Here is a 20,706-nt window from a genome sequence, read left to right as displayed (position 1 = left end):
CCAGCTCTCCATCTTCGCCCGATCCGGGGATCGGTGCCAAGCCCGGCGCCGAGCGTTCCGAGGTGCGCATTCAGCGTCAGGCGCTGGTGCCGCATGTGCCGGCGTTGATGTTTGGCCTGGTGGCGGATTTCGAGCGTTACCCGCGTTGGTTCGACTGGTGCTCGGGGGCGCAGGTGCTGGCGCGCGAGGGCGCGTGTGTGCGTGCGGAGCTGGCAGTCCGGGTGGCCGGTATCTCGGTCAGTTTTTCGACCGAGAACATCGAGACCCCGCCGTCGCGGATCGAACTGCGCCTGCTCTCCGGGCCCTTCCGCCAGTTGCAGGGGCACTGGCGCTTCGATCCGGTGGGCGAGATCGGCACGCGGGTGGGCCTGGACCTGGTGTTCGAGGTCAGCTCGGGCCTGGTGGCCGGCGCGCTGGCGTTGGGCTTCCGGCGGGTCGCCGACCGGATGGTTGACGACTTCTGCCGCGCGGCGCGGATGGAGTTCGGGCGTGCCTGAGACGCTGCGGATCGAAGTGGCCTGGGCCTTGCCGCAGCGGCAACAGTTGGTGGCGCTGGAGCTGCCCGCGGGATCGACGGTGGCCGATGCGATCGCCACATGTGGGCTGCGCGACGAACTGCCATCTGCGCTCGACACCGGCATCCACGGCAAGCGCTGTCCGCCCGAGGAACTGCTGCGCGACGGCGACCGGGTCGAAATCTACCGCGAGCTGGTGTTCGACCCGAAGGAATCGCGCCGCCGCCGCGCGGCGCACGCGGCGCGTCGCTGAAACTCAGCCCTTGCTGTCTTCGGCCTTCTCGTCGAGCGGCGATTCCGGATCGGTGCCCTTGGCGCGCACGCCCTTGCCCGGTTCGTAGTCGCCCTCGATGCGCACCAGCACATTGTCCTCGAACACCACCGTCAGGCGCTTGAGATCAACCACGCCGTCGCCATCCTTGTAGCTGGAGACGTAATCCCAGCGGTTGTCGTGGAACGGGCTCTGCAATGCCGGGGTGCCCAGCACCAGCATCACCTGACGCTTGGTCATGCCCGGCTTCAACGCGTCGACCTGATCGGTCTCCAGCAGATTGCCCTGCTGCACGCTCTGCTTGTAGAGCATGTTGCAGCCGGTCAAGGCGAGAAGCAGCGGCAGGGCTAGAATGGCTCGCATCAGATTTCCACGTCAGGCAACGGAAGCGGGGGATAATACAGTGCCGAAGATCAACCCGATCCCAACGAGCTCAGAGGCCGAGACCATGCCCCAGCGCGCCGAACGCCCCGTCGAGAGCCAGGACCTGCGCAAGGTGGGCCTCAAGGTCACCCATCCGCGGATGCGCATCCTCGACATCCTGGGGAGTGCCCAGAAGAAGCACATGACGGCCGAAGATGTCTACCGCGAACTGCTGGAGCAGGGCGACGACATCGGCCTGGCCACGGTTTATCGCGTGCTGAACCAGTTCGAGGCCGCCGGCATCGTCGTCCGGCACCATTTCGAAGGCGGCCAGTCGGTGTATGAACTGGATGCCGACGGCCACCACGACCACATGGTCTGCGTCGAGACCGGCAAGGTCATCGAATTCCAGAACGCCGACATCGAGCGCCTGCAGCGCGAGATCGCCGACAAGGCCGGCTACGAGCTGGCCGATCACAGCCTGGTGCTGTACGTGCGGCCGAAGAAGGGCTGAGGCGACTGCCACCGGGAGAAGCAGTGTTGGTTGTTGGTATTGGTGTTGGAAGGAGCCGGCCTGATTCGTACCAATCCTCATCGCGGGAGCGCCCCAAGAGCAACAGCGTTTGGACAAGGTCCAAACCCACGCACAGCAAGCTTGCGGCATCTGTGGGTTCGGACCTTGTCCGAACGCTTTTCGCATCGCCGGTCGATCGGCGATGAGGATTGGTACGAATCAGGAGAGCCGAAGTCCCGTCGCGAGGCGTTGATTTCGCGTAGCCCGGAGTGCCGCGCAGCGGTTCTCCGGGTGCTGGCGACAAGTACCCCGTGAGCGCGCTGCGCGCGCACACCGGGCTACGCGAACAGCAAACAACTCACCGCTTCTCAGGCACTGAGCCGCTGCAGCAGGTCCGCCTCCGCCGCGCGGGTGGCGGAGGTGATGTCGACGCCGCCGAGCATGCGCGCCAGTTCCTCGGCGCGCGCAGCCTGGTCGAGCAGGGTGACCGACGATTCGGTGACGGCACCGCTGCTGGCCTTGCTGACGCGCAGGTGCTGGTGCGCACAGGCGGCGACCTGGGGCAAATGGGTGACGCACAGCACCTGGCGGCGCTGGCCAAGCTCGCGCAGTTTGCGTCCGACGATCTCGGCGACGGCGCCGCCGATGCCTGAATCGACCTCGTCGAACACCAGCACCGGCGTGTCGTCGAGGGCGATGGTGGCGACCTTGATCGCCAGGCTGATGCGCGCCAGTTCGCCGCCCGATGCCACCTTGCGCAGCGGGCGTGGCGGCATGCCGGGATTTGCCGTGACCAGGAACTCGACGTCCTCGTCGCCGTCGGCGCGCGGCTCGCCGGTGTGCGATTCGAGCGCGCATTCGAAGCGACCGCCTCCCATGCCGAGCTCCTGCATCAGCCGGGTGACTTCGGTGCCGAGACGGGTGGCAGCGTTGCGGCGGCGCTCGCTCAAGCGGCGCGCGCTGCGCTGGTAGTCGGCCAGCGCGGCGGCCTGCTCGGCCTGCAGCTGTTGCAGGCGCTCGCCCGCGCCCTCGGCGGCGGCGAGCCGTTGCTTCAGGTCCTCGCGCACGCTGTCCAGGTCGTGCAGCGCCACCCGGTGCTTGCGTGCCAGCGCGTGCAGGCGGCCGAGATCGCGTTCCAGCTCGCCCAGGCGTTCGGGGTCGATGTCGATAGCCTCGCGCCGGCGCCGGATCAGTCCGAGCGCCTCGTCGATCTGCACGCTGGCCGATTCGATCAGGCTGGCGGCCTCGCCCAGCGCGGCATCGAAGCCCAGCAGTCGCGACAGCTCATGGCCAGCGTGGCCAAGCGCCCGGTCGACACCGCCTTCGTCGCCGCCGAGGGACTCCTCCAGCCGCGCCAGCCCTTCGATCAGCTCGCCGGCATGTGCCAGCCGCCGGTGCTCGCTCTCCAGTTCGGCCAGCCGGGCGGCGGTCGGGTCCGCCTGTTCCAGTTCGGCCAGCGCGTGCTTCAGGAATTCGACCAAGTCGCTGCCATCGCGCGAGTTGCGCCGCAGCTCGTCGATCCCGGCACCCAGCGCGCGCCAGCGTTCCGCGTGCCCGCGCACCTCTCGCCGTAGCGCAGATTCCTGGGCGTACTGGTCGAGCAAATCCAGCTGGTGCGCGCGCGCCAGCAGGGCCTGGTGTTCGTGCTGGCCGTGGATCTCCAGCAGCATGCCGGCGAGTTCGCGCATCTGCGGCAGGGTGGCGGCGCGCCCATTGATGAAGGCACGCGAGCCGCCATCGGCGCGCACCACGCGGCGCATCAGGCAACTCGCGTCCTCATCCAGTTCCTGCTGCTGCAGCCAGTCGCGCACCGCGGGCAAGGACTGCAGCGCGAATTCCGCGGCGATCTCGGTGCGCTCGGCGCCACTGCGCACTGCGCCAGAGTCCGCGCGCAGGCCGGAGACCAGCGACAACGCGTCGACCAGGATCGACTTGCCCGCGCCGGTTTCGCCCGTGATCACGGTCATCCCGGCGGCGATCGGCAAATCGACCCGGCCGACCACCGCGAAGTCGCGGATGCTGAGGCTTTGCAGCATGGAAGGGCAGCGCTCCGACGAAAAGACGATCCCGCCACTATCGCCGCGCGTCGCTGCGGCTTGCAACCATCGCAGGGGTTGTCGCTTGCGGTCGGCAGCATGGGCCGAGGGAAAGACCGCCGACATGGCCGGCTCCCACAGGCCCGCGGCGCGTCGCTGCCAACAACCAACAACCAACAACCAACAACCAACAACCAATAACCGATAACCACCAACACCAACACCAACCGCCAGCCCTTGACCCCGGCCCCCTCCGCCCCCAATTGTCAGGAGTACCCGCAGAGTCCACGCCCCCGGTGCACGCCCTCGACGCCCGCGCTCGCAAGCTGCTGCATGACCTGATTGCACGCTATATCGAGGCGGGCGAGCCGGTGGCGTCGGCCAAGCTGGCACGCGAATGCGGGCTGGACCTGTCGCCGGCAACCATCCGCAACATCCTCGCGGACCTGGAGGCGGGCGGCCTGATCCGCTCGCCGCATACCTCGGCCGGGCGCGTGCCCACACCGCGCGGCTACCGCCTGTTCGTCGACTCGCTGATCGAGGTGGAGCCGCCGGCCACGCCGCTGGTCGACCAGATCTGTGCGCGGCTGCCGGCCGATGGCGCGCCCGACCAGGTGCTGCGCAGCGCCAGCCGGCTACTGTCCGAGTTGACCGGGTGTGCCGGGATCGTGTCGGTGCCGCGCCGCGAGCGCCTGCCGCTGCGCCTGATCGACTTCGTGCAACTGGCGCCGCGGCGGCTGCTGGTGATCCTGGTGTTCGACGATGGCCAGGTGCAGAACCGGTTGGTCCAGACCAGTCACCCGATCGAACCGGCGCAACTGGAACGCGCGGCCGAACTGCTGAACGAGCGCTTCGCCGGGCAGTGCCTGCCGGCGATCCAGCACACCCTGGCGCGCGATCTCGAATCGGCGCGCCAGGCGCTGGACGGCGCGACCAGCGCGGTGGTGGACGCCGCCGGTGCGGCCTTGCGCCTGCCGAACGAAGAACAACTGCTGATCTCCGGCGAAGGTCGCCTGGCAGCGCACGCGGAACTGGCCGACGTGCAGCGCCTGCGCGGGCTGTTCGAGGCCTTCGAGCAGCAGCGCGACCTGCTGGAGCTGGTCGAGAACGCAGTGCGCGCGGACGATGTGCGCCTGTTCATCGGCGAGGAATCCGGCTTCGAACCCTTCGCCGCGTGCGCGGTGATCACCGCGCCCTACCGACGCGACGGGCGGCCGATCGGCGTGCTCGGTGTGATCGGCCCTACGCGCCTGGACTACCAGCGGGTGATCCCGGTGGTGCGCGCCACCGCGCAGGCGGTCGGCGGCGCCTTGAATCTGGGCTGATCGCCCCCAGTTCCACGCAACTATTTGATTTCTGTCAGGGAGTGCCATCCCATGCACGCATCCCCGGAGCAAGAGCGCCCGGAAGCCGCCAGCGACGCCGAAGGATTCGGGCCGCAGGACACGATCGAAGCGTTGAATCAGCGCATCGCCGAAATGGAAGCCTAGCAGTTGCGCGAGCGCGCCGAGGCCGAGAACCAGCGCAAGCGTTGGCTGCGCGAGTTCGAACAGGCGCGCAAGTTCGGCGTCGAGCGCCTGTTGAATGATCTGCTGCCGGTGATCGACAGCCTGGAGCAGGGCCTGAAAGCCGCCGATGCGCCGGGCGCCGGCATCGACAGCCTCAAGCAGGGCACCGAAATGACCTTGCGCCTGCTGCAGAAGGCTGCCGACGGTCACGGCCTCAGCGTGGTCGACCCGCTCGGCCAGCCGTTCAACCCCGACCAGCACCAGGCGATCGGCATGCAGCCTTCCAGCGAGGTGCCCGCCGACCACGTGATGCTGGTGATGCAAAAGGGCTACCGCCTGCACGACCGCCTGGTGCGGCCGGCGCTGGTGATGGTGAGTCAGGGGTAGGGAAGCAAGAGCGGGGCAGGGGTCAGGGGCAAGCAAGCAAGAGCGGGGCAGGGGTCAGGGGGCAGGGGGAATGCCCTGTCGTTTCCATACAGATCCCAGCGCGCCGGATTGCATGGGCTTGGCCCGGTGTTGTCCCCCTGCCCCCTGACCCTCGCCCCGCTTCTCCCGCTTCACCCGCAGCCCTTGGGCCCGCAAAAATCATCCCCATCTAAGCCCGCAACCGGGGCCTCGTCCCCAGAACGAACCGAATTGAGGAGAACTCCATGGGCAAGATCATCGGCATCGATCTCGGGACGACCAATTCCTGCGTCGCGATCATCGAGAGCGGCGGCGTCAAGGTCATCGAGAACGCCGAGGGCGACCGTACCACCCCGTCGGTGGTCGCGTTCACCAAGGACGGCGAAGTGCTGTGCGGCGCGCCGGCCAAGCGCCAGGCGGTGACCAATCCGAAGAACACGCTGTACGCGGTCAAGCGCCTGATCGGCCGCAAGTTCAGCGAGCAGGTGGTGCAGAAAGACCTGGGCATGGTCCCGTACACCATCCTCGAAGCCGACAACGGCGATGCCTGGATCGACGCCGCGGGCAAGAAGATGGCGCCGCCGGAGATCTCCGCGCGCGTGCTGATGAAGATGAAGAAGACCGCCGAGGACTACCTGGGTGAGCCGGTCACCGAAGCCGTGATCACGGTGCCGGCCTACTTCAACGACAGCCAGCGCCAGGCCACCAAGGACGCCGGCCGCATCGCGGGCCTCGAGGTCAAGCGCATCATCAACGAGCCGACCGCGGCCGCGCTGGCCTATGGCCTGGACAAGAAGGGCGCTGGCGATCGCAAGATCGCGGTGTACGACCTCGGCGGCGGCACCTTCGACGTGTCGATCATCGAGATCGCCGAGGTCGACGGCGAGAAGCAGTTCGAAGTGCTCGCCACCAACGGCGACACCTTCCTCGGCGGCGAGGACTTCGACAAGCGCGTGATCGACTTCCTGGTCGACGAGTTCCGCAAGGAGCAGGGCATCGATTTGCGCAACGATCCGCTCGCGCTGCAGCGCCTGAAGGACGCCGCCGAGCGCGCCAAGATCGAGTTGTCGTCGTCGATGCAGACGGAGGTCAACCTGCCGTACGTGACCATGGACGCCTCCGGTCCCAAGCACCTGAACGTCAAGCTGACGCGCGCCAAGCTGGAATCGCTGGTCGATGACCTGGTCAAGCGCACCATCGATCCCTGCCGCACCGCGCTGCAGGACGCGGGGCTGCGCGTCGGCGACGTTTCCGAGGTGATCCTGGTCGGCGGCCAGACGCGCATGCCGAAGGTGCAGGAAGCAGTCAAGGAGTTCTTCGGCAAGGAAGCGCGCAAGGACGTCAACCCGGATGAGGCGGTCGCGATCGGTGCCGCGATCCAGGGCGGCGTGCTCGCGGGTACGGTCAAGGACGTGCTGCTGCTCGACGTCACGCCGCTGTCGCTCGGTATCGAGACCCTCGGCGGCGTGATGACCAAGCTGATCGAGAAGAACACCACGATCCCGACCCGCGCCGCGCAGGTCTTCTCCACCGCCGAGGACAACCAGACCGCGGTGACCGTGCACGTGCTCCAGGGCGAGCGCGAGCAGGCCCGTTACAACAAGTCGCTGGCCAAGTTCGACCTGGCCGGCATCGAAGCGGCCCCGCGCGGCATGCCGCAGGTCGAGGTGACCTTCGACATCGACGCCAACGGCATCCTGCACGTCTCGGCCAAGGACAAGAAGACCGGCAAGGAGCAGCGCATCGAGATCAAGGCAGGGTCCGGCCTCTCCGAGGAAGAGATCCAGCAGATGGTCAAGGACGCCGAGGCGCACCGCGACGAGGACAAGAAGTTCCACGAACTGGTCGGCGCGCGCAACCAGGCCGACGCGCTGCTGCATGAGACGCGCAAGGCGGTGAAGGATGCCGGCGACAAGGTCGACGGCGCGCAGATCGCCAAGATCGAGACCGCGCTGGCCGAACTCGAGACCGCGATGAAGGGCGACAACAAGAGCGCCATCGAGCAGAAGACCCAGTCCCTGCTGGAAGCCTCCCAGAGCCTGCGTGCCGCGGCTGCCGGCGGCCAGGGCGGCCCCGCCCCGGGCGGCGACGCGCCGAAGGGCGGCAAGCCCAACGACGACGTGGTGGATGCCGAGTTCACCGAGGTGGATGACAAGCGCTGAGGCTGCTCCACCGCGTCGGCAGGGGCCGACGCGGTGAGTCTCGCGCGAAAAGTGAAAGGTAAAAAGTGAAAGGTTGGGCAGTGCGCTGCTCTCTTTCACTTTTCACTTTTCACTTTTCACTTTTCACTTTTCCACGCAACCCATTCGAATCATTACCCCGATGTCCAAACGCGACTACTACGAAATCCTCGGCGTGCAGAAATCCGCCACCGAGGACGAACTGAAGAAGGCGTTCCGGCGTCTGGCGATGAAGCTGCATCCGGATCGCAATCCGGACGATCCGGAGGCGCAGGAGCGCTTCAAGGAGGCCAAGGAGGCTTACGAAGTCCTGTCGAACGCCGAGCAGCGCGCGGTGTACGACCGCTACGGCCATGCCGGCCTGCAGGGCGGTGGCGCGGGGCGCGGCGGCCATGGTGGGCCGGACCTCGGCGATATCTTCGGTGACATCTTTGGCGATATCTTCGGCGGTGGGCGCGGTGGCGGACAGCGCCAGCGGCGCGGCGCCGACCTGCTGCACCGGATGGCGCTGGACCTGGAAGAAGCCGTCAACGGAGTCGAGAAGGAAATCCGCGTGCCGACGCTGGTCGGCTGCCACCATTGCAACAGCACCGGCTCGGCCGACGGCAAGATGAGCACCTGCAAGACCTGCGCCGGGCACGGCCGCGTGCGCATGCAGAACGGCATCTTCTCGATCCAGCAGACCTGCCCGACCTGCAATGGCACGGGCAAGACGATCACCAATCCGTGTACCCATTGCGACGGCGCCGGGCGTCTGGAAGAGGAGAAGGTGGTGCGGGTCAAGGTGCCGGCGGGTGTCGACACCGGCGACCGCATCCGCCTGACCGGCGAGGGCCAGGCCGGCCCGGCGGGCACCAGCGCGGGCGATCTTTACGTCGAGATGGAGGTGCGCGAGCACCCGATCTTCAAGCGCGATGGCGACGATTTGCACTGCGAGATCCCGATCCGCGTGACCACCGCCTCGCTCGGCGGCGAGATGAAGATCCCCACGCTCGATGGCAGCGCGATCCTGAAGATTCCCCGAAGGCACCCAGACCGGCAAGGTGTTCCGTTTGCGCGGCAAGGGCGTGCAGTCGGTGCGCAGCCACGGCAAGGGCGATCTGATGTGCCACGTGGTGGTCGAGACCCCAGTCAAGCTGACCGCCGAGCAGCGCGATCTGCTGGCGCAACTGGAGGAGAGTTTCACCGGCGAGTCCGCGCGCCATTCGCCACGCTCGAACTCCTGGCTGGACAGCGTCAAGGACTTCTTCGGCCGCATCGGCGCCTGATCCGGTCGCTGCTGCCATAATCGGCGGCATCTGCCGCAGCCCGAGCCAGTTCGATGGATCCCGATTCCCCGGTGCGTATCGCCGTCCACGGCGCTTCCGGGCGCATGGGACTTGAAGTACTGCGTGCCACCCGCGCGCGCTCGGATTGCACGATCGTCGCCGCGCTGGTGCGTGCGGCTTCTGGCTGGGTCGGCGAATCGCTGGCGCTGGCCTTCGGTCCGGCGGCTCCGGACCTGGACTTCGTTGCCACGCTGGACCCGGATACGGCGGTCGACGCGATCATCGATTTCTCCACCCCGGATGCGCTGGCGACGCCCTTGGCGATGGCGCTGGAGCGCAGGGTGGCGTTCGTCTGCGGAACCACCGGACTGAGCGTGGAGCAGATTGATCGACTGAAAGACGCTGCCGCGCGCATCCCGGTGCTGTGGAGCGCCAATTTCAGCCTCGGCGTGGCGCTGCTCAAACGCATGGCGGCGATGGCCGCAGCGCAGTTGGGGCCTGAGTTCGAGGCCGAGATCCTGGAGGTGCACCATCGCTTCAAGAAGGATGCGCCATCGGGCACGGCATTGGCGCTGGGACATGCGATCGCCGATGCGCGCCGGCAGGCCTTCGAGGACGTGGCGCGCTACACCCGCCAGGGCATGATGGAGCCGCGCAAGCGCAGCGACATCGGCTTCGCGGTCATGCGTGCGGCCGACGTGGTGGGCGAGCACACGGTGATGTTCGCCTCCGAGGGCGAGCGGCTGGAACTGACCCACCGCGCCAACTCGCGCTCGATCTTCGCCACCGGCGCCGTGCGCAGTGCCGTGTGGCTGGCGCACCAGGGCGCCGGCTGGTACGACATCACCGACGTGCTGAGCTGATCAGGGCGGGTCCAGGCGCTTGCGTGACTGCGCCAACCGCGCACGGAAGCGGCGCGCTTCCCAGGCGGCCAGACGCCAGAGCAGGTCGGCAACCGCGCCGACTGCGAGACCGACCACCACCCCACCGATGAACAGCGCCTGCGCGTAGTACATCGCCGCCGGGAGATCCGCGCCGACGCCGCCAGCGCGCATCAGGACCACGCCCACCCAGCCGGTGAAGGCGTAGATCGGCACCAGGGTCAGCGGATTGGTGATGAACTGCAGCGCCACCAGCACCGTGAGGTTGGCGCGCAACAGCAAGGCCGCGGCCAGCGCCGCGAGGATCTGCACGCCGTAGATCGGCAGCAGCGAGATCACCGAGCCGACGTAGATCGCAGGCACCACCTGGGCGTACTTGAAGGACCACAGGTATGGCCGTCGCCGCGCGTGCTGCGCGAACCACTTGATCACCGGGTAGCGGTGGACGTTTGAATGCCGCGGCAGAGGCCGCAGCCAGCGCCGCATGCGGCTGCGGCGTTGCAACCACTGGCGCAGCAGTTCTTCGTACTCGCGGCGCATGTGGCGGGTCCGTCGCGCGAATCAGGTCAACTCGCGCACGAAATGCACCCCGCGCGGCTGGTAGCCGCGGTGGATGTAGAAATTCTGCGCGCTGCGATTGGTGGCGTAGACGTCGAGCGTGACCTTGAGGCAGCCGGATGCGCGTGCCTGGTTCTCGATCCATTCCATCAGCCGCCCGCCGACCCCTCGCTCGCGCCAGCCGGGCAGTACGGCGACATTTTCGATGTAGATCACTGGCCCGGAGAACAGGTGCGTGCGCTTGCTGAAACCGGCCATGCCGACCAGGTCCATCCCGTGATAGGCGCCGACGCACCGCCAGCCCTGCGCCAGCATCGCCGGGATCCGCGAAATCACCACCGCGCTGGAGAGCTCGGGCTCCAGCATTGCGAACAACTCGGGCAGGTGCGCGTAGTCGCGGTCCCGGAACAGCCGGACGTTGATCTCATTGGCGACGGGATTCATGGGCGGGATGCTGTGTGGGCTGGATAGGAACGTCAAGGCCCCGTCGATTCGGCAAGATGCGCATGCCTGCATCGAGTCACCCAAAGAAGAAACCATTCGTCCGCAAAGGACGCACCTGATTCGTACCAATCCTCATCGCCGATGGACCGGCGATGCGAAAAGCGTTCGGACAAGGTCCGAACCCACAGATGCCGCGAGCTTGCTGTGCGTGGGTTTGGACCTTGTCCAAACGCTGTTGCTCTTGGGGCGCTCCCGCGATGAGGATTGGTACGCATCAGGAGGACGCAAAGGTCTCAAAGGACGCAAAGGACGCAAAGGATGCAGGAGGAGCCGGGCCAGTTGTCCGCGCTGCAATGGCCGCGGGGACAGGATGTACTTTGATCGTGTCCTCCGGATGCTCTTGCCTTCTTCGCGTCCTTTGCGTCCTTCGCGGACAAGAAATGCAGACAGGGAACACGGCATGATCGGACGTGAGTACAGCCGCATTGCACAGAATCAACCGACAGCCGACAACCGGGCTAGCATCCGCCCTTTCTTCCGCCGGAATTCGAGGCTGATGCGCCTGTCCACCAAGCTCCCGAAGGCCGGGACCACGATCTTCAGTGTCATCTCGCAGCTCGCCGCGCAGCACGGTGCGGTCAACCTGGGGCAGGGCTTTCCGGATTTCGAAGGTCCGCCGGCGCTCCGCGAGGCGGTCAACCGGCACATGCTGGCCGGACGCAACCAGTACGCGCCGATGCCCGGGATCGCCCCGCTGCGTCAGGCGATTGCCGCCAAGACCGAGGCGCTCTACGGCCGGCGGGTGGACGCGGACAGCGAGATCACCGTCACCAGCGGCGCCACCGAAGCCCTGTTCGCGGCGATCCATGCGGCGGTACACCCGGGTGACGAAGTCATCGTGCTCGATCCCTGCTATGACAGCTACGATCCGGCCATCGCCCTGGCCGGTGGACACGCGGTGCATATTCCGCTGGTGGCACCGCATTTCGGCGTCGACTGGCAGCTGGTGAAGGACGCGATCAACCCGCGCACGCGGATGATCATGATCAACTCGCCGCACAACCCGACCGGCGCCACGCTGGCGCGCGGCGATCTCGACACCCTGGCCGAGCTGGTGCGCGACAGCGAGATCCTGGTGCTGTCGGACGAGGTCTACGAGCACATCATCTTCGACGGTCGCAACCACCAGAGCGTGCTCGCGCATGCGGAGCTGGCGGAGCGCAGCTTTGCGATCTCCAGCTTCGGCAAGACCTATCACATCACCGGCTGGAAGATCGGCTACTGCGTGGCGCCGCCCACGTTGACCGCCGAGTTCCGCAAGGTGCACCAGTTCCTGACCTTCTGCACCTTCCAGCCGGCGCAGTGGGCAATCGCCGACTACATGGTCGCCGATCCGCAGCATCACCACGATCTGCCGCTGTTCTACCAGGCCAAGCGCGATCATTTCGCGCGCGCGCTGGCCGGCTCGCGGTTTCGCCTGCTGCCCGTGGAAGGCGCCTATTTCCAGCTCGCCGACTACTCGGCGATCAGCGACGAAGACGACCTGAGCTTCGCGCGGCGGCTGATTATCGAACACGGCATCGCCGGCATTCCGGTGTCGGCCTTCTACGAATCGCCGCCGGAGCAGCGCCTGATCCGCTTCTGCTTCGCCAAGAACAACCAGACCCTGGACGCCGCGGCGGAGAAGCTATGCGCGATCTGACCGTTGCGCTGGTGCAGGACGCGACGGTCTGGCGCGATGCGCGGGCCAATCGCGAGCTTTATGGCACGCGGGTGCTCGACCTGGCCGGTCGGGCTGACCTGATAGTCTTGCCGGAGACCTTCCTGTCGGGCTTCTCGAACGATGCCATCGCCGATGCCGAGACGATGGACGGCGCGGGCATCCGCTGGATCCGCGAGCTGGCGCGCGAGGTCGGCGCGGTGCTCACCGGCAGCCTGGTCGTGCGCGAGGGCGACCGGGTGTACAACCGCCTGGTCTGGGCGCGCCCGGATGGCACGCTCGCGCACTACGACAAGCGCCACCTGTTCCGCATGGCCGGCGAGCACGAGCGCTACGCCGGCGGCAGCGAGCGGCTGATCGTGGACCTGCATGGCTGGCGCGTGTGTCCGCTGGTCTGCTACGACCTGCGCTTCCCGGTGTTCAGCCGCAACCGCATGGACAGCGCCGGGCAAGGCCTGGACTACGATTTGCTGCTGTATGTCGCCAATTGGCCCAGCCCGCGCCGGCACGCCTGGCGCACCCTGCTGCGCGCCCGCGCGATCGAGAACCTGGCCTATTGCGTCGGCGTCAACCGAGTCGGGGTCGACGGCAACCAGTTGCATTACGCAGGCGACAGCGTGGCCCTGGATTTCCTCGGCGAACCCATCGTCGAACTCGGTGGTGAGGCTGGCGTCGTGACGGCGCGGCTGTCGCCGGAGAAGCTCGCCGCGCATCGTGACCGATTCCCCGCCTGGATGGATGCAGATGCGTTCGAACTGACGGGACCGGCTGGTCCCTGACCGGTGCGCATCCGGGGATCAAGGACGGATCTTGAACGGCGGGTTCTGGTTGACCGTGCCATCCTCTTCGATCACCGCGTAGTTCCTGCGGTCGCCATCGAAGACGATCGGGACGGCGGGCTGGAACAGCGGCTTGCGCACGAACTTCAGCTCCCAGCCGAAGTGTTCCAGGCTGCGCAGCGTATCGATCTGCGCCGGGTTCAGCAGGCGCTCGAGGACGCGGCTCGGAGGTGCGGCAGCACGGCGGCGTTCCTTGACCTCCATCTTTCCCCCTCGTCGGGCAGACCAAAGTGCGGGCGCGCTTGCAAATGGTCCGATACCGCGACGGACAATTCAATACATTTGTTTCGGAATTTTCGTCAGGCAGCAGGCATGTGGCGCCGGACACAGCTCCGCCGCGCGCCGGCATCCGGCGCGCGGTGACAACGAAGCCAGCTTGGTCAGGCCTTCCCGAGTGCCTTGGCGCGGCGCGCGCTCAACTGCTGGCGCTCGTTCACCGTGAGCGGGCCGAGTGCCCACCAGCGCCGGTCGAGCGCCGCGTGTTCGGCCGCGGGCGAGGGCGACTGTCCGCTGGCCATGCGCGCCGCAAGCTTCTCCACCTGCAGGTTCATGCGTGCCGACTGCGCTTCGGCCGGCGACTCGCTGCCGCTCAGGTATTCGTATTCCAGCGCCAGCCGCTCGCCCAGGGCCGATTGTTCCGCGAGCAGGGCCGCACTCGCATCGGCGCTGGCGCGGCGCAGGCGCTCGACGCGGGCGAGGAATGCCTGCGCGGTGGCCGCGTCGAAGGCGCGCGCGGCGGTCGCGATGGCATCGAGGTCGCCATCGATGGCCTCGCCGCCCAACCAGCGGGCCTCGATGGCGTCCAGTTGGGTCGCGAGGTCCGCCACGCGTTCGGAGCGCGCGGCGCTTTCGGCGCTGCGACGCTGGCCCGCGGCGGCATGGGCCTTGGCCACGGCGTCGTCGAGCGCGCGCTCCAGGTCGCGCGGACGGTTCTCACTGCGCCAGGCCTGTTCGATGCGCGCAATCTCGGCGTCGATGTGGCTGGCGTCGAGATCCGAACCAGCCAGTGCGCGCATTTCCTCGACCAGCGCGACGGCGGCGGCGCGCTCGGCGTCCAGCGCCGCATCGGCCGCCTTGAGTTCGTCATTGCGCTTGGCGAACAACGGGTCGATGAGCGCGCGGAATTCCTGCCACAGGGCCTGGTCGGTCTTCGCCGAGCCCTTGCCGAGCGTCTGCCAGCGCTTCTGCGCGTTCTTCGCCAGGTCCAGCGCCGCATCCAGTTCGGCGTGGGTGAGCTGGCGCCGCAGTTGCGCGATCAGCTTCTGCTTCTCCTCGGCCACGCCGGCAAAACGTGCGTCGATGGCCGCCGAGCACTGCTCCATCAGTTGCTTGAGCTGCTTGCCGATCTCGCCGCGCTGGCGCGGATCGACCTCATCGACGCGCCGCAGGCAGTCGCCGGCCTCGCGCTTGAGGGTGATCAACGCCGGGACATCGGACGTGCCGCCGTCGAGCACGCCGCGGGCGCGTTCGATGAAGGCTCCAAGTTCCTCGCTGCGCTTGCCGCGCACTTCCTTGCGCTTCTCGAAATAGCCACGCGCCGGCTCCAGCGCCTTGTGGCAAAGGAAGCGGAAGCGCTTTGCCAGGCCCGATTCGCTGGCCGGCGCGGCGGGATCGGCCTCGCTGTCGTCGATCCGTTTCCACTGCGCTTTCAGCTCGGCAATCTTGTTGGCCAGGCCATCGGGATGCATGCCGGAGCCGATCAGCGCCTCGACCTCCTCGCACAGGCGCACGCGCACCTTGTTGTCCGACCAGCGCTGCCATTGCGCCAGCTTGTCGATCCGCGGGTCGAGCGCGGCGAGCTTGCGCACGTACCCGCGCGCCAGCGACTCCGGCAGCGACTCGACCGCGGCGCGGGCCTGCGCGCGCGCGGCGCGCGGGCGGCGATCAGCTGGCCGGCCTCGATCGCGGTGTCGGCTGCAGCGATCGCATGTTCGGCGGCGGTCTTCGTCGCATCGTGCGCCTGGGCGCGTGCGTGGGCAGCCGCGCGCGCGGCCTGCAGGCAGGCGGCGAACTCTCCTGCCTGGCTCTGGTCGGCGCCACCGCGCGGGCTGCGCCGCGCCCAGGCGTTCTCCCAGCGGCGCTCCAGGGCATCGAGATCCGCCAACGGTGCGTCCTCGCCCAGCGCCCGCGCACGCCCAATCAGTTCGGCGAGCGCCGGATCGGGTTCGTCGACCGCGGGTGCCAGCGGCGCCGGCGCCTCTGCGGCAACCACCGGCACTTCGAGCGTCACGTCTTCCGCCGCTACGGGCGCCGGCGCCGGCTCTTCACCGATCCGCGCGATGGCCCCGAGGGCAGCGCGCAGCGTCTGCACGGCGCCATCGAAGCGGCGGTCATGGCGATCGTCGATGCGCGGGCGCAGCTCAGCCCATTCGCGTTCGACCGCGGCGATCAGCTGTGCCGCGCCGGCGGACGGCTGCTTCAACTGCTGCTCGAGCGAGGCACACAGGGCCTCCGCGCGCGCCAGCAGCGCATCGGCGGTGCCGGCCTCCAGTTTGCCCGCATCCAGGCGCTCGCGGATGGCGCGCGCCAGGCGCTTGTCGCGGGTGCGCGCCTGCTGCGCCAGGCGTTCCAGCGTGGCGGTCTGTTCCACCCGCGCCAGCAGTTCCAGGCGCAGCTCGGCATCCGCATCCTCGAGCACGCGTTCGGCGATGAAGCCAGGGCGCTTGCAGCGCTCCAGCGCCGCGCGGCGCAGTTCCGCCTCCGGCGCGCGCCGGGCGATCTGCTCCAGCAGCGCGGCATCCTCGATCAGCCCCAGCGCGCGACGGCGCTCGGCCACCGGTGCGTTGCCGGCGAGCAACTCGATCAGGCGGGACTTGGCGCGCTCGCGGATGCCGGCGTCGGCGTCGTTGCTCATGCGGTCGGCGACCACGGTCAGGTCGTCGATGCGCTCCAGCGCGGCGCGGCGCACGCGCGCGTCCACGTCGTTGCGCACGATCTGCGGCAATTCGGCGAGGAGTGCGGCATCGCGGCCATGGGCCACGCCATCGGCGCGCTTGGCGGCGTCGCGCGACTGCCACGCCGGCTTGGAAAACCAGGACATCAGGCTCATCAGGTCAACCTTCGGAAAAACTCGATACCGGTCAGATAGACACCAATGCCGGTGCAGGCATTGGTCAGGAAAAACACCAGCAGGGTGCGCGCGACGCGGTTCTTCCACCACCCCGACCACTGCTTGAGATCGTCGCGCAGCGCCTCGAAATCCGCCACGCGCGGCTTGCGGATCCAGACCTCGGCGCCGGCGCTGAACATGCCCGCGGCCAGCGCCGGGTGCAACACCGTCAGCGGCGCCGACAGGAAGGCGGCGAGGATGCTCAGGATATGCCCGCCCGCCAGCAGCGCGCCGAGCGCAGCGAAGCCGCCGGTGGCCAGCACGTAGAAAGACACCAGGTCGCGGCCGACATCGACGCCCTGGCTGAAGGCCCAGACGAATCCGCCGACCAGTAGCGCAATCACCGCATAGCCGATCAGCTTGGGCCAGATCCCGGGCGGCGGCAGTTGCGCCAGGGTTTCCAGCGATTGGGTGTCCCCCGCATCCTTGCCTTCGAGCGTACGCGCAAGCCCGGCAAGGTGCCCCGCGCCGACCACCGCGAGCACGCGCTGGCCGGGCTTGCTCACCTGGCGCAATCGCCCGGCCATGTAGCGGTCGCGCTCGACGATCAGCGCGTGGTGCAGCGGCTGGCTCTGGCGCGCGAACTCGTCGAAGGTGTTGGTCAGGATGTCGCCTTCCTTGAGCTTCTCGACATCCTGCTCGCTGATCTCGTCGCTGCTGATCGCGCTGGCGACCAGGCCGCCGACGATGCTCAGCTTGTCGAAGAATCCGACCGCGGCATAGGCGCGCTTCAGCGTCACGCCGACATCGCGGTCGATCAGTTCCACCGGCGTGCCGCGCGCGCCCGCTTCCACGCAGGCGGCCTTCAGCTCGGCGCCCGGTTCCACCCCGAACTGCTCCGCCAGGCGTCGCTGGTAGGCGCCAAGCGCCAGGTTGGCGGCCAGCATGCCGGCCTTCCCGTCCTTGACGATCTTGAACAGGTCCACGTTGCGCCAGTCGTCCGGGCGCATCAGCGAATGGTGGCGGTGCTCGTCGAGTTCGACCGCGACCACGTCGAAGGCGCGCGTGGCGATCAGATGCCGTACGGCATCCACGCTGGCCTTCGAGACGTGCGCCGTGCCGAGCAGGGTGTATTCGATATCGCCGACCTTGCATTCGATCAGCGGCTGGCCGTCGAAGGCAGAGTAGGGCGCAGTGGCAGTTTCGTTGGAACTCGGTGCTGACATGCAAACGTCCATGGGTGCGGCCGTCCGCTGGCGGCGGACAGCAAGCGCGCGAGGCTACACCGACTGCCAGCGCGGCGCCCGTCGATGCGTGGGCCGCTTCAAGGCGAGCGGAAGCGCTTCAGCAAATCGCCGTAGGCATCGATGCGGCGGTCGCGCAGGAAGGGCCAGATGCGGCGCACGTTCTCGCTGCGCTTGAGGTCCACCTCGGCCAGCAGCAACTCGTCCTCGCCATCGCTGGCGCGCGCGAGGAACTCGCCCTGCGGGCCGGCAACGAAGCTGGTGCCCCAGAACTGGATCCCGGCGCCCGCGCCGGAGGGATCGGCCTCGAAGCCGACCCGGTTGCAGCTCAGCACCGGCAGGCCGTTGGCGACCGCGTGACCGCGCTGGCTCACCATCCACGCCTCCTGCTGGCGGCGCTTTTCGCTCTCGTCGTCACGTGGATCCCAGCCGATCGCCGTCGGATACAGCAGCATGTCGGCGCCGGCGAGTGCCATCAGCCGGGCAGCTTCCGGGTACCACTGGTCCCAGCACACCAGCACGCCGAGGCGGCCCACGGCAGTGTCGACCGGCTCGAAGCCCAGGTCGCCCGGTGTGAAGTAGAACTTCTCCATGAAGCCCGGATCGTCCGGGATATGCATCTTGCGATAGCGCCCGGCGATGCGTCCGTCGGCGTCGAACACCACCGCGGTGTTGTGGTAGAGCCCGGCGGCGCGGCGTTCGAACAGCGAGGACACCAGCACCACGCCGTGGCGCGCGGCCAGGCGCGACAGGCGCTCGGTGCTCGGCCCGGGGATCGGCTCGGCTCGGTCGAACTCGCGCACGTCCTGGGTCTGGCAGAAGTACGCGCCGTTGTGCAGTTCCTGCAGCAGGACCAGCCGGGCGCCGCCGGCCGCGGCCTCACCGACGCGGGCCTCGATCCTCGCCAGGTTGGCCTCGACGCTGCCGCGGTCGCGGTCCTGCACCAAGGCCACTTTCAGCATCGCACTCACGCGGCAACTCCTTCCGGCAGTTGCATTGTCAGGCAATGCAGGCTGCCGTTCTGCTCGATCAGCGCGCGGCAGGGCACGATGACCACGTCATGGTCCGGGAACGCTGCCTGCAGCACCTCGGCGGCGTCCAGGTCGGTGTCGACATCGTAGCCGGGCATCAGCACGCCGCCGTTGACGATCAGGAAGTTGGCGTAGGACGCGGCCAGCCGGCGCCCGTCGGCAGCGAAGATCGGCGGCGCGAAGGGCAGCGGGAAGAGCTCGTAGGGCTCGCGGTTGCGCGTGGTCAGCGCCGCCAGTTCATGGGCCATCCGGTTGAGCGCCGCGTAATGTTCGTCCAGCTGCGACTCGCAGCCCTGGTAGACGATACGGTCGCGCGCCGCGAAGCGCGCCAGGGTGTCGATGTGCGCATCGGTGTCGTCGCCGGCCAGCTCGCCGTGCGAGAGCCAGTGGAAGCGGTCGATCGCGAGCGTCTGGCCGAGGATCTTCTCGACCTCCGCACGCGACTTGCCCGGATGCCGCCGCGCCAGGCAGGTCCAGGTGGCGAGCAGTGTGCCTTGGCCGTCGGTCTCGATCGCGCCGCCTTCCAGCGCGAAGTCAACCCGTTGGCGCGGTACGTGCGCAAACAGCGGGTGCGCCGTCAGTCCCGCCGGAATCGCGTCATCCAGGCTGGCCTCGAACTTGTCGCCCCAGCCGGTGAAGCGGAAATCCAGCCAGCGCGGCTTGCGCCCGTCGAGCAGCGTGATCGGGCCGGAATCGCGCAGCCAGGTGTCGTTGTAGGGCAGTTCGATGAAGTGCAGCGTGCCCTCAAAACGCTTCAGGTTGCTGCCGATCACTTCGACTGCACGGGCGCGCACTGCGGCGTCGGCCACGATCAGGTAGACATCCTCGAATCCGAGGATGCTGTGGATCAGTTCGCGATAGCAGCCTTCGACCGCAGCCAGGTTGGCGGCCCAATCGGTCCCGGAGTGCGGCCACGCCAGCAGGATTCCGGCCTGTGGTTCCCACTCGGCCGGCCAGCGGGTCGCTGCCGTCATTCCTTCGGCTGCCGCGCCGGTACCGGCTTCGGCCCCACTTCTTCGGGCATCGACTTGTTGATCACCGCGTTGACCACCTTGTCGTACTCGAAGTACACGGTGAACGCCGGGTAGATCCAGCGCGCGATCGGCGGCTGGCCAACGGCATCACGCTTCTCGGTGGGTGCGCCGTACTGGGCTTCCACATCCGCCATCGTGGCGCCGGCGCGGGGGAGCGAGGACGCCTTGGCGCGCTCGACGCGCTGGACCAGCAGCGAGTCCGCCGCTGCTTGGGTGGAGACGATGGCGCAGGCCAGGGCCAGCGGGATCAGCAGCACTCGGATTGGGGTCACGACACACCTCCTTGGGATGGCCCGCGCGGTACACCTTCTAGATTAGCGCCTGCCTGCATGGCGCAGAAGTGGCGTGGCAACGGAATGTGAACGCTGGCGCCGAATTCAACGCTTGGGGGACGAAAATGAGAAGGCCGCCCGGAGGCGGCCTTCAATGTGTCCTGGCATTGCCCGGCTCAGCGCTGGCGCGCCTTGAAACGCGGGTTGCTCTTGCAGATCACGAACACCTTGCCACGGCGGCGAACCACCTTGCAGTCACGGTGACGCGACTTGGCCGACTTGAGCGAGGAAAGAACCTTCATGGCGCACCATCCTTGATGACCGAACGCGAAAGCTCGGCAGTGTAGACGCGTGGTGGGGTCAGATGCAAGTGTCGCCCAAGCGACTGCGCTTCGAACCAGAGGCCGCCGCTGATGATTGCGCAGGCAAGCATGCTTTACCGGCCCCGCGCGCGACTTGTGGTACCTTCCGCGCCGCGTTCGCGCCCCCCGCCAGACCACGCGGGGCGCACGCTGATCCACTCTTCCAGATGAGGAGCTATCCCGGTGAATTCGTTCGGCCGCTGTCAATTGTC

General features: G+C 67.9%; 21 protein-coding genes and 1 pseudogene. 10 read left to right on the top strand and 12 right to left on the bottom strand.

Annotation, left to right across the window (positions count from 1 at the left end; translation table 11 throughout):
* Nucleotides 1-62 precede the first annotated feature (62 nt).
* Together IPK27_21470 and IPK27_21465 are read left to right on the top strand one after the other, a co-directional pair.
* Nucleotides 63-497, top strand: a complete 435-nt coding sequence (locus tag IPK27_21470) for a type II toxin-antitoxin system RatA family toxin (protein ID MBK8070085.1) — start codon at nucleotides 63-65, stop codon at nucleotides 495-497.
* A gap of 4 nt (nucleotides 498-501) precedes the next feature.
* Nucleotides 502-768: an RnfH family protein gene (locus IPK27_21465; GenBank protein ID MBK8070084.1), complete on the top strand. Its 267-nt coding sequence runs from the start codon at nucleotides 502-504 to the stop codon at nucleotides 766-768.
* Nucleotides 769-771: 3 nt separating this feature from the next.
* On the opposite strand, the gene IPK27_21460 is transcribed toward IPK27_21465, so the two are convergent.
* Complete coding sequence (locus IPK27_21460; protein MBK8070083.1) at nucleotides 772-1,149, bottom strand: outer membrane protein assembly factor BamE; 378 nt, start codon at nucleotides 1,147-1,149, stop codon at nucleotides 772-774.
* Nucleotides 1,150-1,234: 85 nt separating this feature from the next.
* On the opposite strand from IPK27_21460, the gene fur reads away from it, so the two are divergent.
* The gene (gene fur, locus IPK27_21455) at nucleotides 1,235-1,663 is read left to right on the top strand and encodes a ferric iron uptake transcriptional regulator (protein ID MBK8070082.1); all 429 of its coding nucleotides are present in this window, start codon (nucleotides 1,235-1,237) and stop codon (nucleotides 1,661-1,663) included.
* Between the two features lie 368 nt (nucleotides 1,664-2,031).
* Here the strand turns inward: fur and recN are convergent, their stop codons facing one another.
* On the bottom strand, nucleotides 2,032-3,699 hold the full coding sequence (recN, locus tag IPK27_21450; protein ID MBK8070081.1) for a DNA repair protein RecN: 1,668 nt from the start codon (nucleotides 3,697-3,699) through the stop codon (nucleotides 2,032-2,034).
* 263 nt (nucleotides 3,700-3,962) lie between these two features.
* Between recN and hrcA the strand changes: the two genes are divergently transcribed.
* The 5 genes and pseudogenes from hrcA (at nucleotide 3,963) to IPK27_21425 (ending at nucleotide 9,923) form a co-directional block, all read left to right on the top strand.
* Nucleotides 3,963-5,024 carry a heat-inducible transcription repressor HrcA gene (hrcA, locus tag IPK27_21445; GenBank protein ID MBK8070080.1) on the top strand — a complete coding sequence of 354 codons (1,062 nt, stop codon included), beginning with the start codon at nucleotides 3,963-3,965 and terminating at the stop codon, nucleotides 5,022-5,024.
* A gap of 168 nt (nucleotides 5,025-5,192) precedes the next feature.
* Nucleotides 5,193-5,594, top strand: a complete 402-nt coding sequence (gene grpE / locus IPK27_21440; protein MBK8070079.1) for a nucleotide exchange factor GrpE — start codon at nucleotides 5,193-5,195, stop codon at nucleotides 5,592-5,594.
* Nucleotides 5,595-5,857: 263 nt separating this feature from the next.
* Nucleotides 5,858-7,774: a molecular chaperone DnaK gene (gene dnaK / locus IPK27_21435; GenBank protein ID MBK8070078.1), complete on the top strand. Its 1,917-nt coding sequence runs from the start codon at nucleotides 5,858-5,860 to the stop codon at nucleotides 7,772-7,774.
* Between the two features lie 160 nt (nucleotides 7,775-7,934).
* Nucleotides 7,935-9,060: pseudogene (gene dnaJ, locus IPK27_21430) on the top strand (molecular chaperone DnaJ).
* A gap of 53 nt (nucleotides 9,061-9,113) precedes the next feature.
* Nucleotides 9,114-9,923 (top strand): 4-hydroxy-tetrahydrodipicolinate reductase, encoded by an 810-nt coding sequence (locus IPK27_21425; GenBank protein MBK8070077.1) that lies wholly within the window; start codon nucleotides 9,114-9,116, stop codon nucleotides 9,921-9,923.
* Here IPK27_21425 and IPK27_21420 read toward each other — a convergent pair whose 3' ends face one another.
* Complete coding sequence (locus IPK27_21420; protein MBK8070076.1) at nucleotides 9,924-10,481, bottom strand: DUF2062 domain-containing protein; 558 nt, start codon at nucleotides 10,479-10,481, stop codon at nucleotides 9,924-9,926.
* A gap of 21 nt (nucleotides 10,482-10,502) precedes the next feature.
* The gene (locus IPK27_21415; GenBank protein MBK8070075.1) at nucleotides 10,503-10,943 is read right to left on the bottom strand and encodes a GNAT family N-acetyltransferase; all 441 of its coding nucleotides are present in this window, start codon (nucleotides 10,941-10,943) and stop codon (nucleotides 10,503-10,505) included.
* 556 nt (nucleotides 10,944-11,499) lie between these two features.
* On the opposite strand from IPK27_21415, the gene IPK27_21410 reads away from it, so the two are divergent.
* Together IPK27_21410 and IPK27_21405 are read left to right on the top strand one after the other, a co-directional pair.
* Nucleotides 11,500-12,645 carry a pyridoxal phosphate-dependent aminotransferase gene (locus IPK27_21410; GenBank protein ID MBK8070074.1) on the top strand — a complete coding sequence of 382 codons (1,146 nt, stop codon included), beginning with the start codon at nucleotides 11,500-11,502 and terminating at the stop codon, nucleotides 12,643-12,645.
* Complete coding sequence (locus IPK27_21405) at nucleotides 12,633-13,442, top strand: amidohydrolase (GenBank protein ID MBK8070073.1); 810 nt, start codon at nucleotides 12,633-12,635, stop codon at nucleotides 13,440-13,442. The genes IPK27_21410 and IPK27_21405 overlap by 13 nt, the downstream gene beginning before the upstream one ends.
* Nucleotides 13,443-13,460: 18 nt before the next feature.
* Here the strand turns inward: IPK27_21405 and IPK27_21400 are convergent, their stop codons facing one another.
* The 8 genes from IPK27_21400 to rpmJ form a co-directional block, all read right to left on the bottom strand.
* A complete protein-coding gene (locus tag IPK27_21400; GenBank protein ID MBK8070072.1) occupies nucleotides 13,461-13,649 on the bottom strand; it encodes a hypothetical protein in 189 nt (62 codons plus the stop codon).
* 233 nt (nucleotides 13,650-13,882) lie between these two features.
* Complete coding sequence (locus IPK27_21395) at nucleotides 13,883-15,310, bottom strand: DUF349 domain-containing protein (GenBank protein ID MBK8070071.1); 1,428 nt, start codon at nucleotides 15,308-15,310, stop codon at nucleotides 13,883-13,885.
* Nucleotides 15,202-16,551, bottom strand: coding sequence for a hypothetical protein (locus IPK27_21390; GenBank protein ID MBK8070070.1), 1,350 nt, complete (start codon nucleotides 16,549-16,551; stop codon nucleotides 15,202-15,204). The genes IPK27_21395 and IPK27_21390 overlap by 109 nt, the downstream gene beginning before the upstream one ends.
* Entirely contained in the window at nucleotides 16,551-17,777 is a 1,227-nt protein-coding gene (locus IPK27_21385) for a TraB/GumN family protein (GenBank protein ID MBK8070069.1), read from the bottom strand. The genes IPK27_21390 and IPK27_21385 overlap by 1 nt, the downstream gene beginning before the upstream one ends.
* Before the next feature lie 98 nt (nucleotides 17,778-17,875).
* Nucleotides 17,876-18,757, bottom strand: coding sequence for a carbon-nitrogen hydrolase (locus IPK27_21380; GenBank protein MBK8070068.1), 882 nt, complete (start codon nucleotides 18,755-18,757; stop codon nucleotides 17,876-17,878).
* 5 nt (nucleotides 18,758-18,762) lie between these two features.
* Nucleotides 18,763-19,800, bottom strand: a complete 1,038-nt coding sequence (locus IPK27_21375) for an agmatine deiminase family protein (protein MBK8070067.1) — start codon at nucleotides 19,798-19,800, stop codon at nucleotides 18,763-18,765.
* Nucleotides 19,797-20,123, bottom strand: a complete 327-nt coding sequence (locus tag IPK27_21370) for a hypothetical protein (GenBank protein ID MBK8070066.1) — start codon at nucleotides 20,121-20,123, stop codon at nucleotides 19,797-19,799. The genes IPK27_21375 and IPK27_21370 overlap by 4 nt, the downstream gene beginning before the upstream one ends.
* A gap of 185 nt (nucleotides 20,124-20,308) precedes the next feature.
* Complete coding sequence (gene rpmJ, locus IPK27_21365; protein ID MBK8070065.1) at nucleotides 20,309-20,434, bottom strand: 50S ribosomal protein L36; 126 nt, start codon at nucleotides 20,432-20,434, stop codon at nucleotides 20,309-20,311.
* Nucleotides 20,435-20,706: the final 272 nt, after the last annotated feature.

The organism is Rhodanobacteraceae bacterium (assembly GCA_016713135.1).
Lineage (GTDB): Bacteria > Pseudomonadota > Gammaproteobacteria > Xanthomonadales > SZUA-5 > JADKFD01.
Note: the sequence above shows the minus strand (reverse complement) of the source record. Positions and strands in the feature narration are given on the sequence as shown.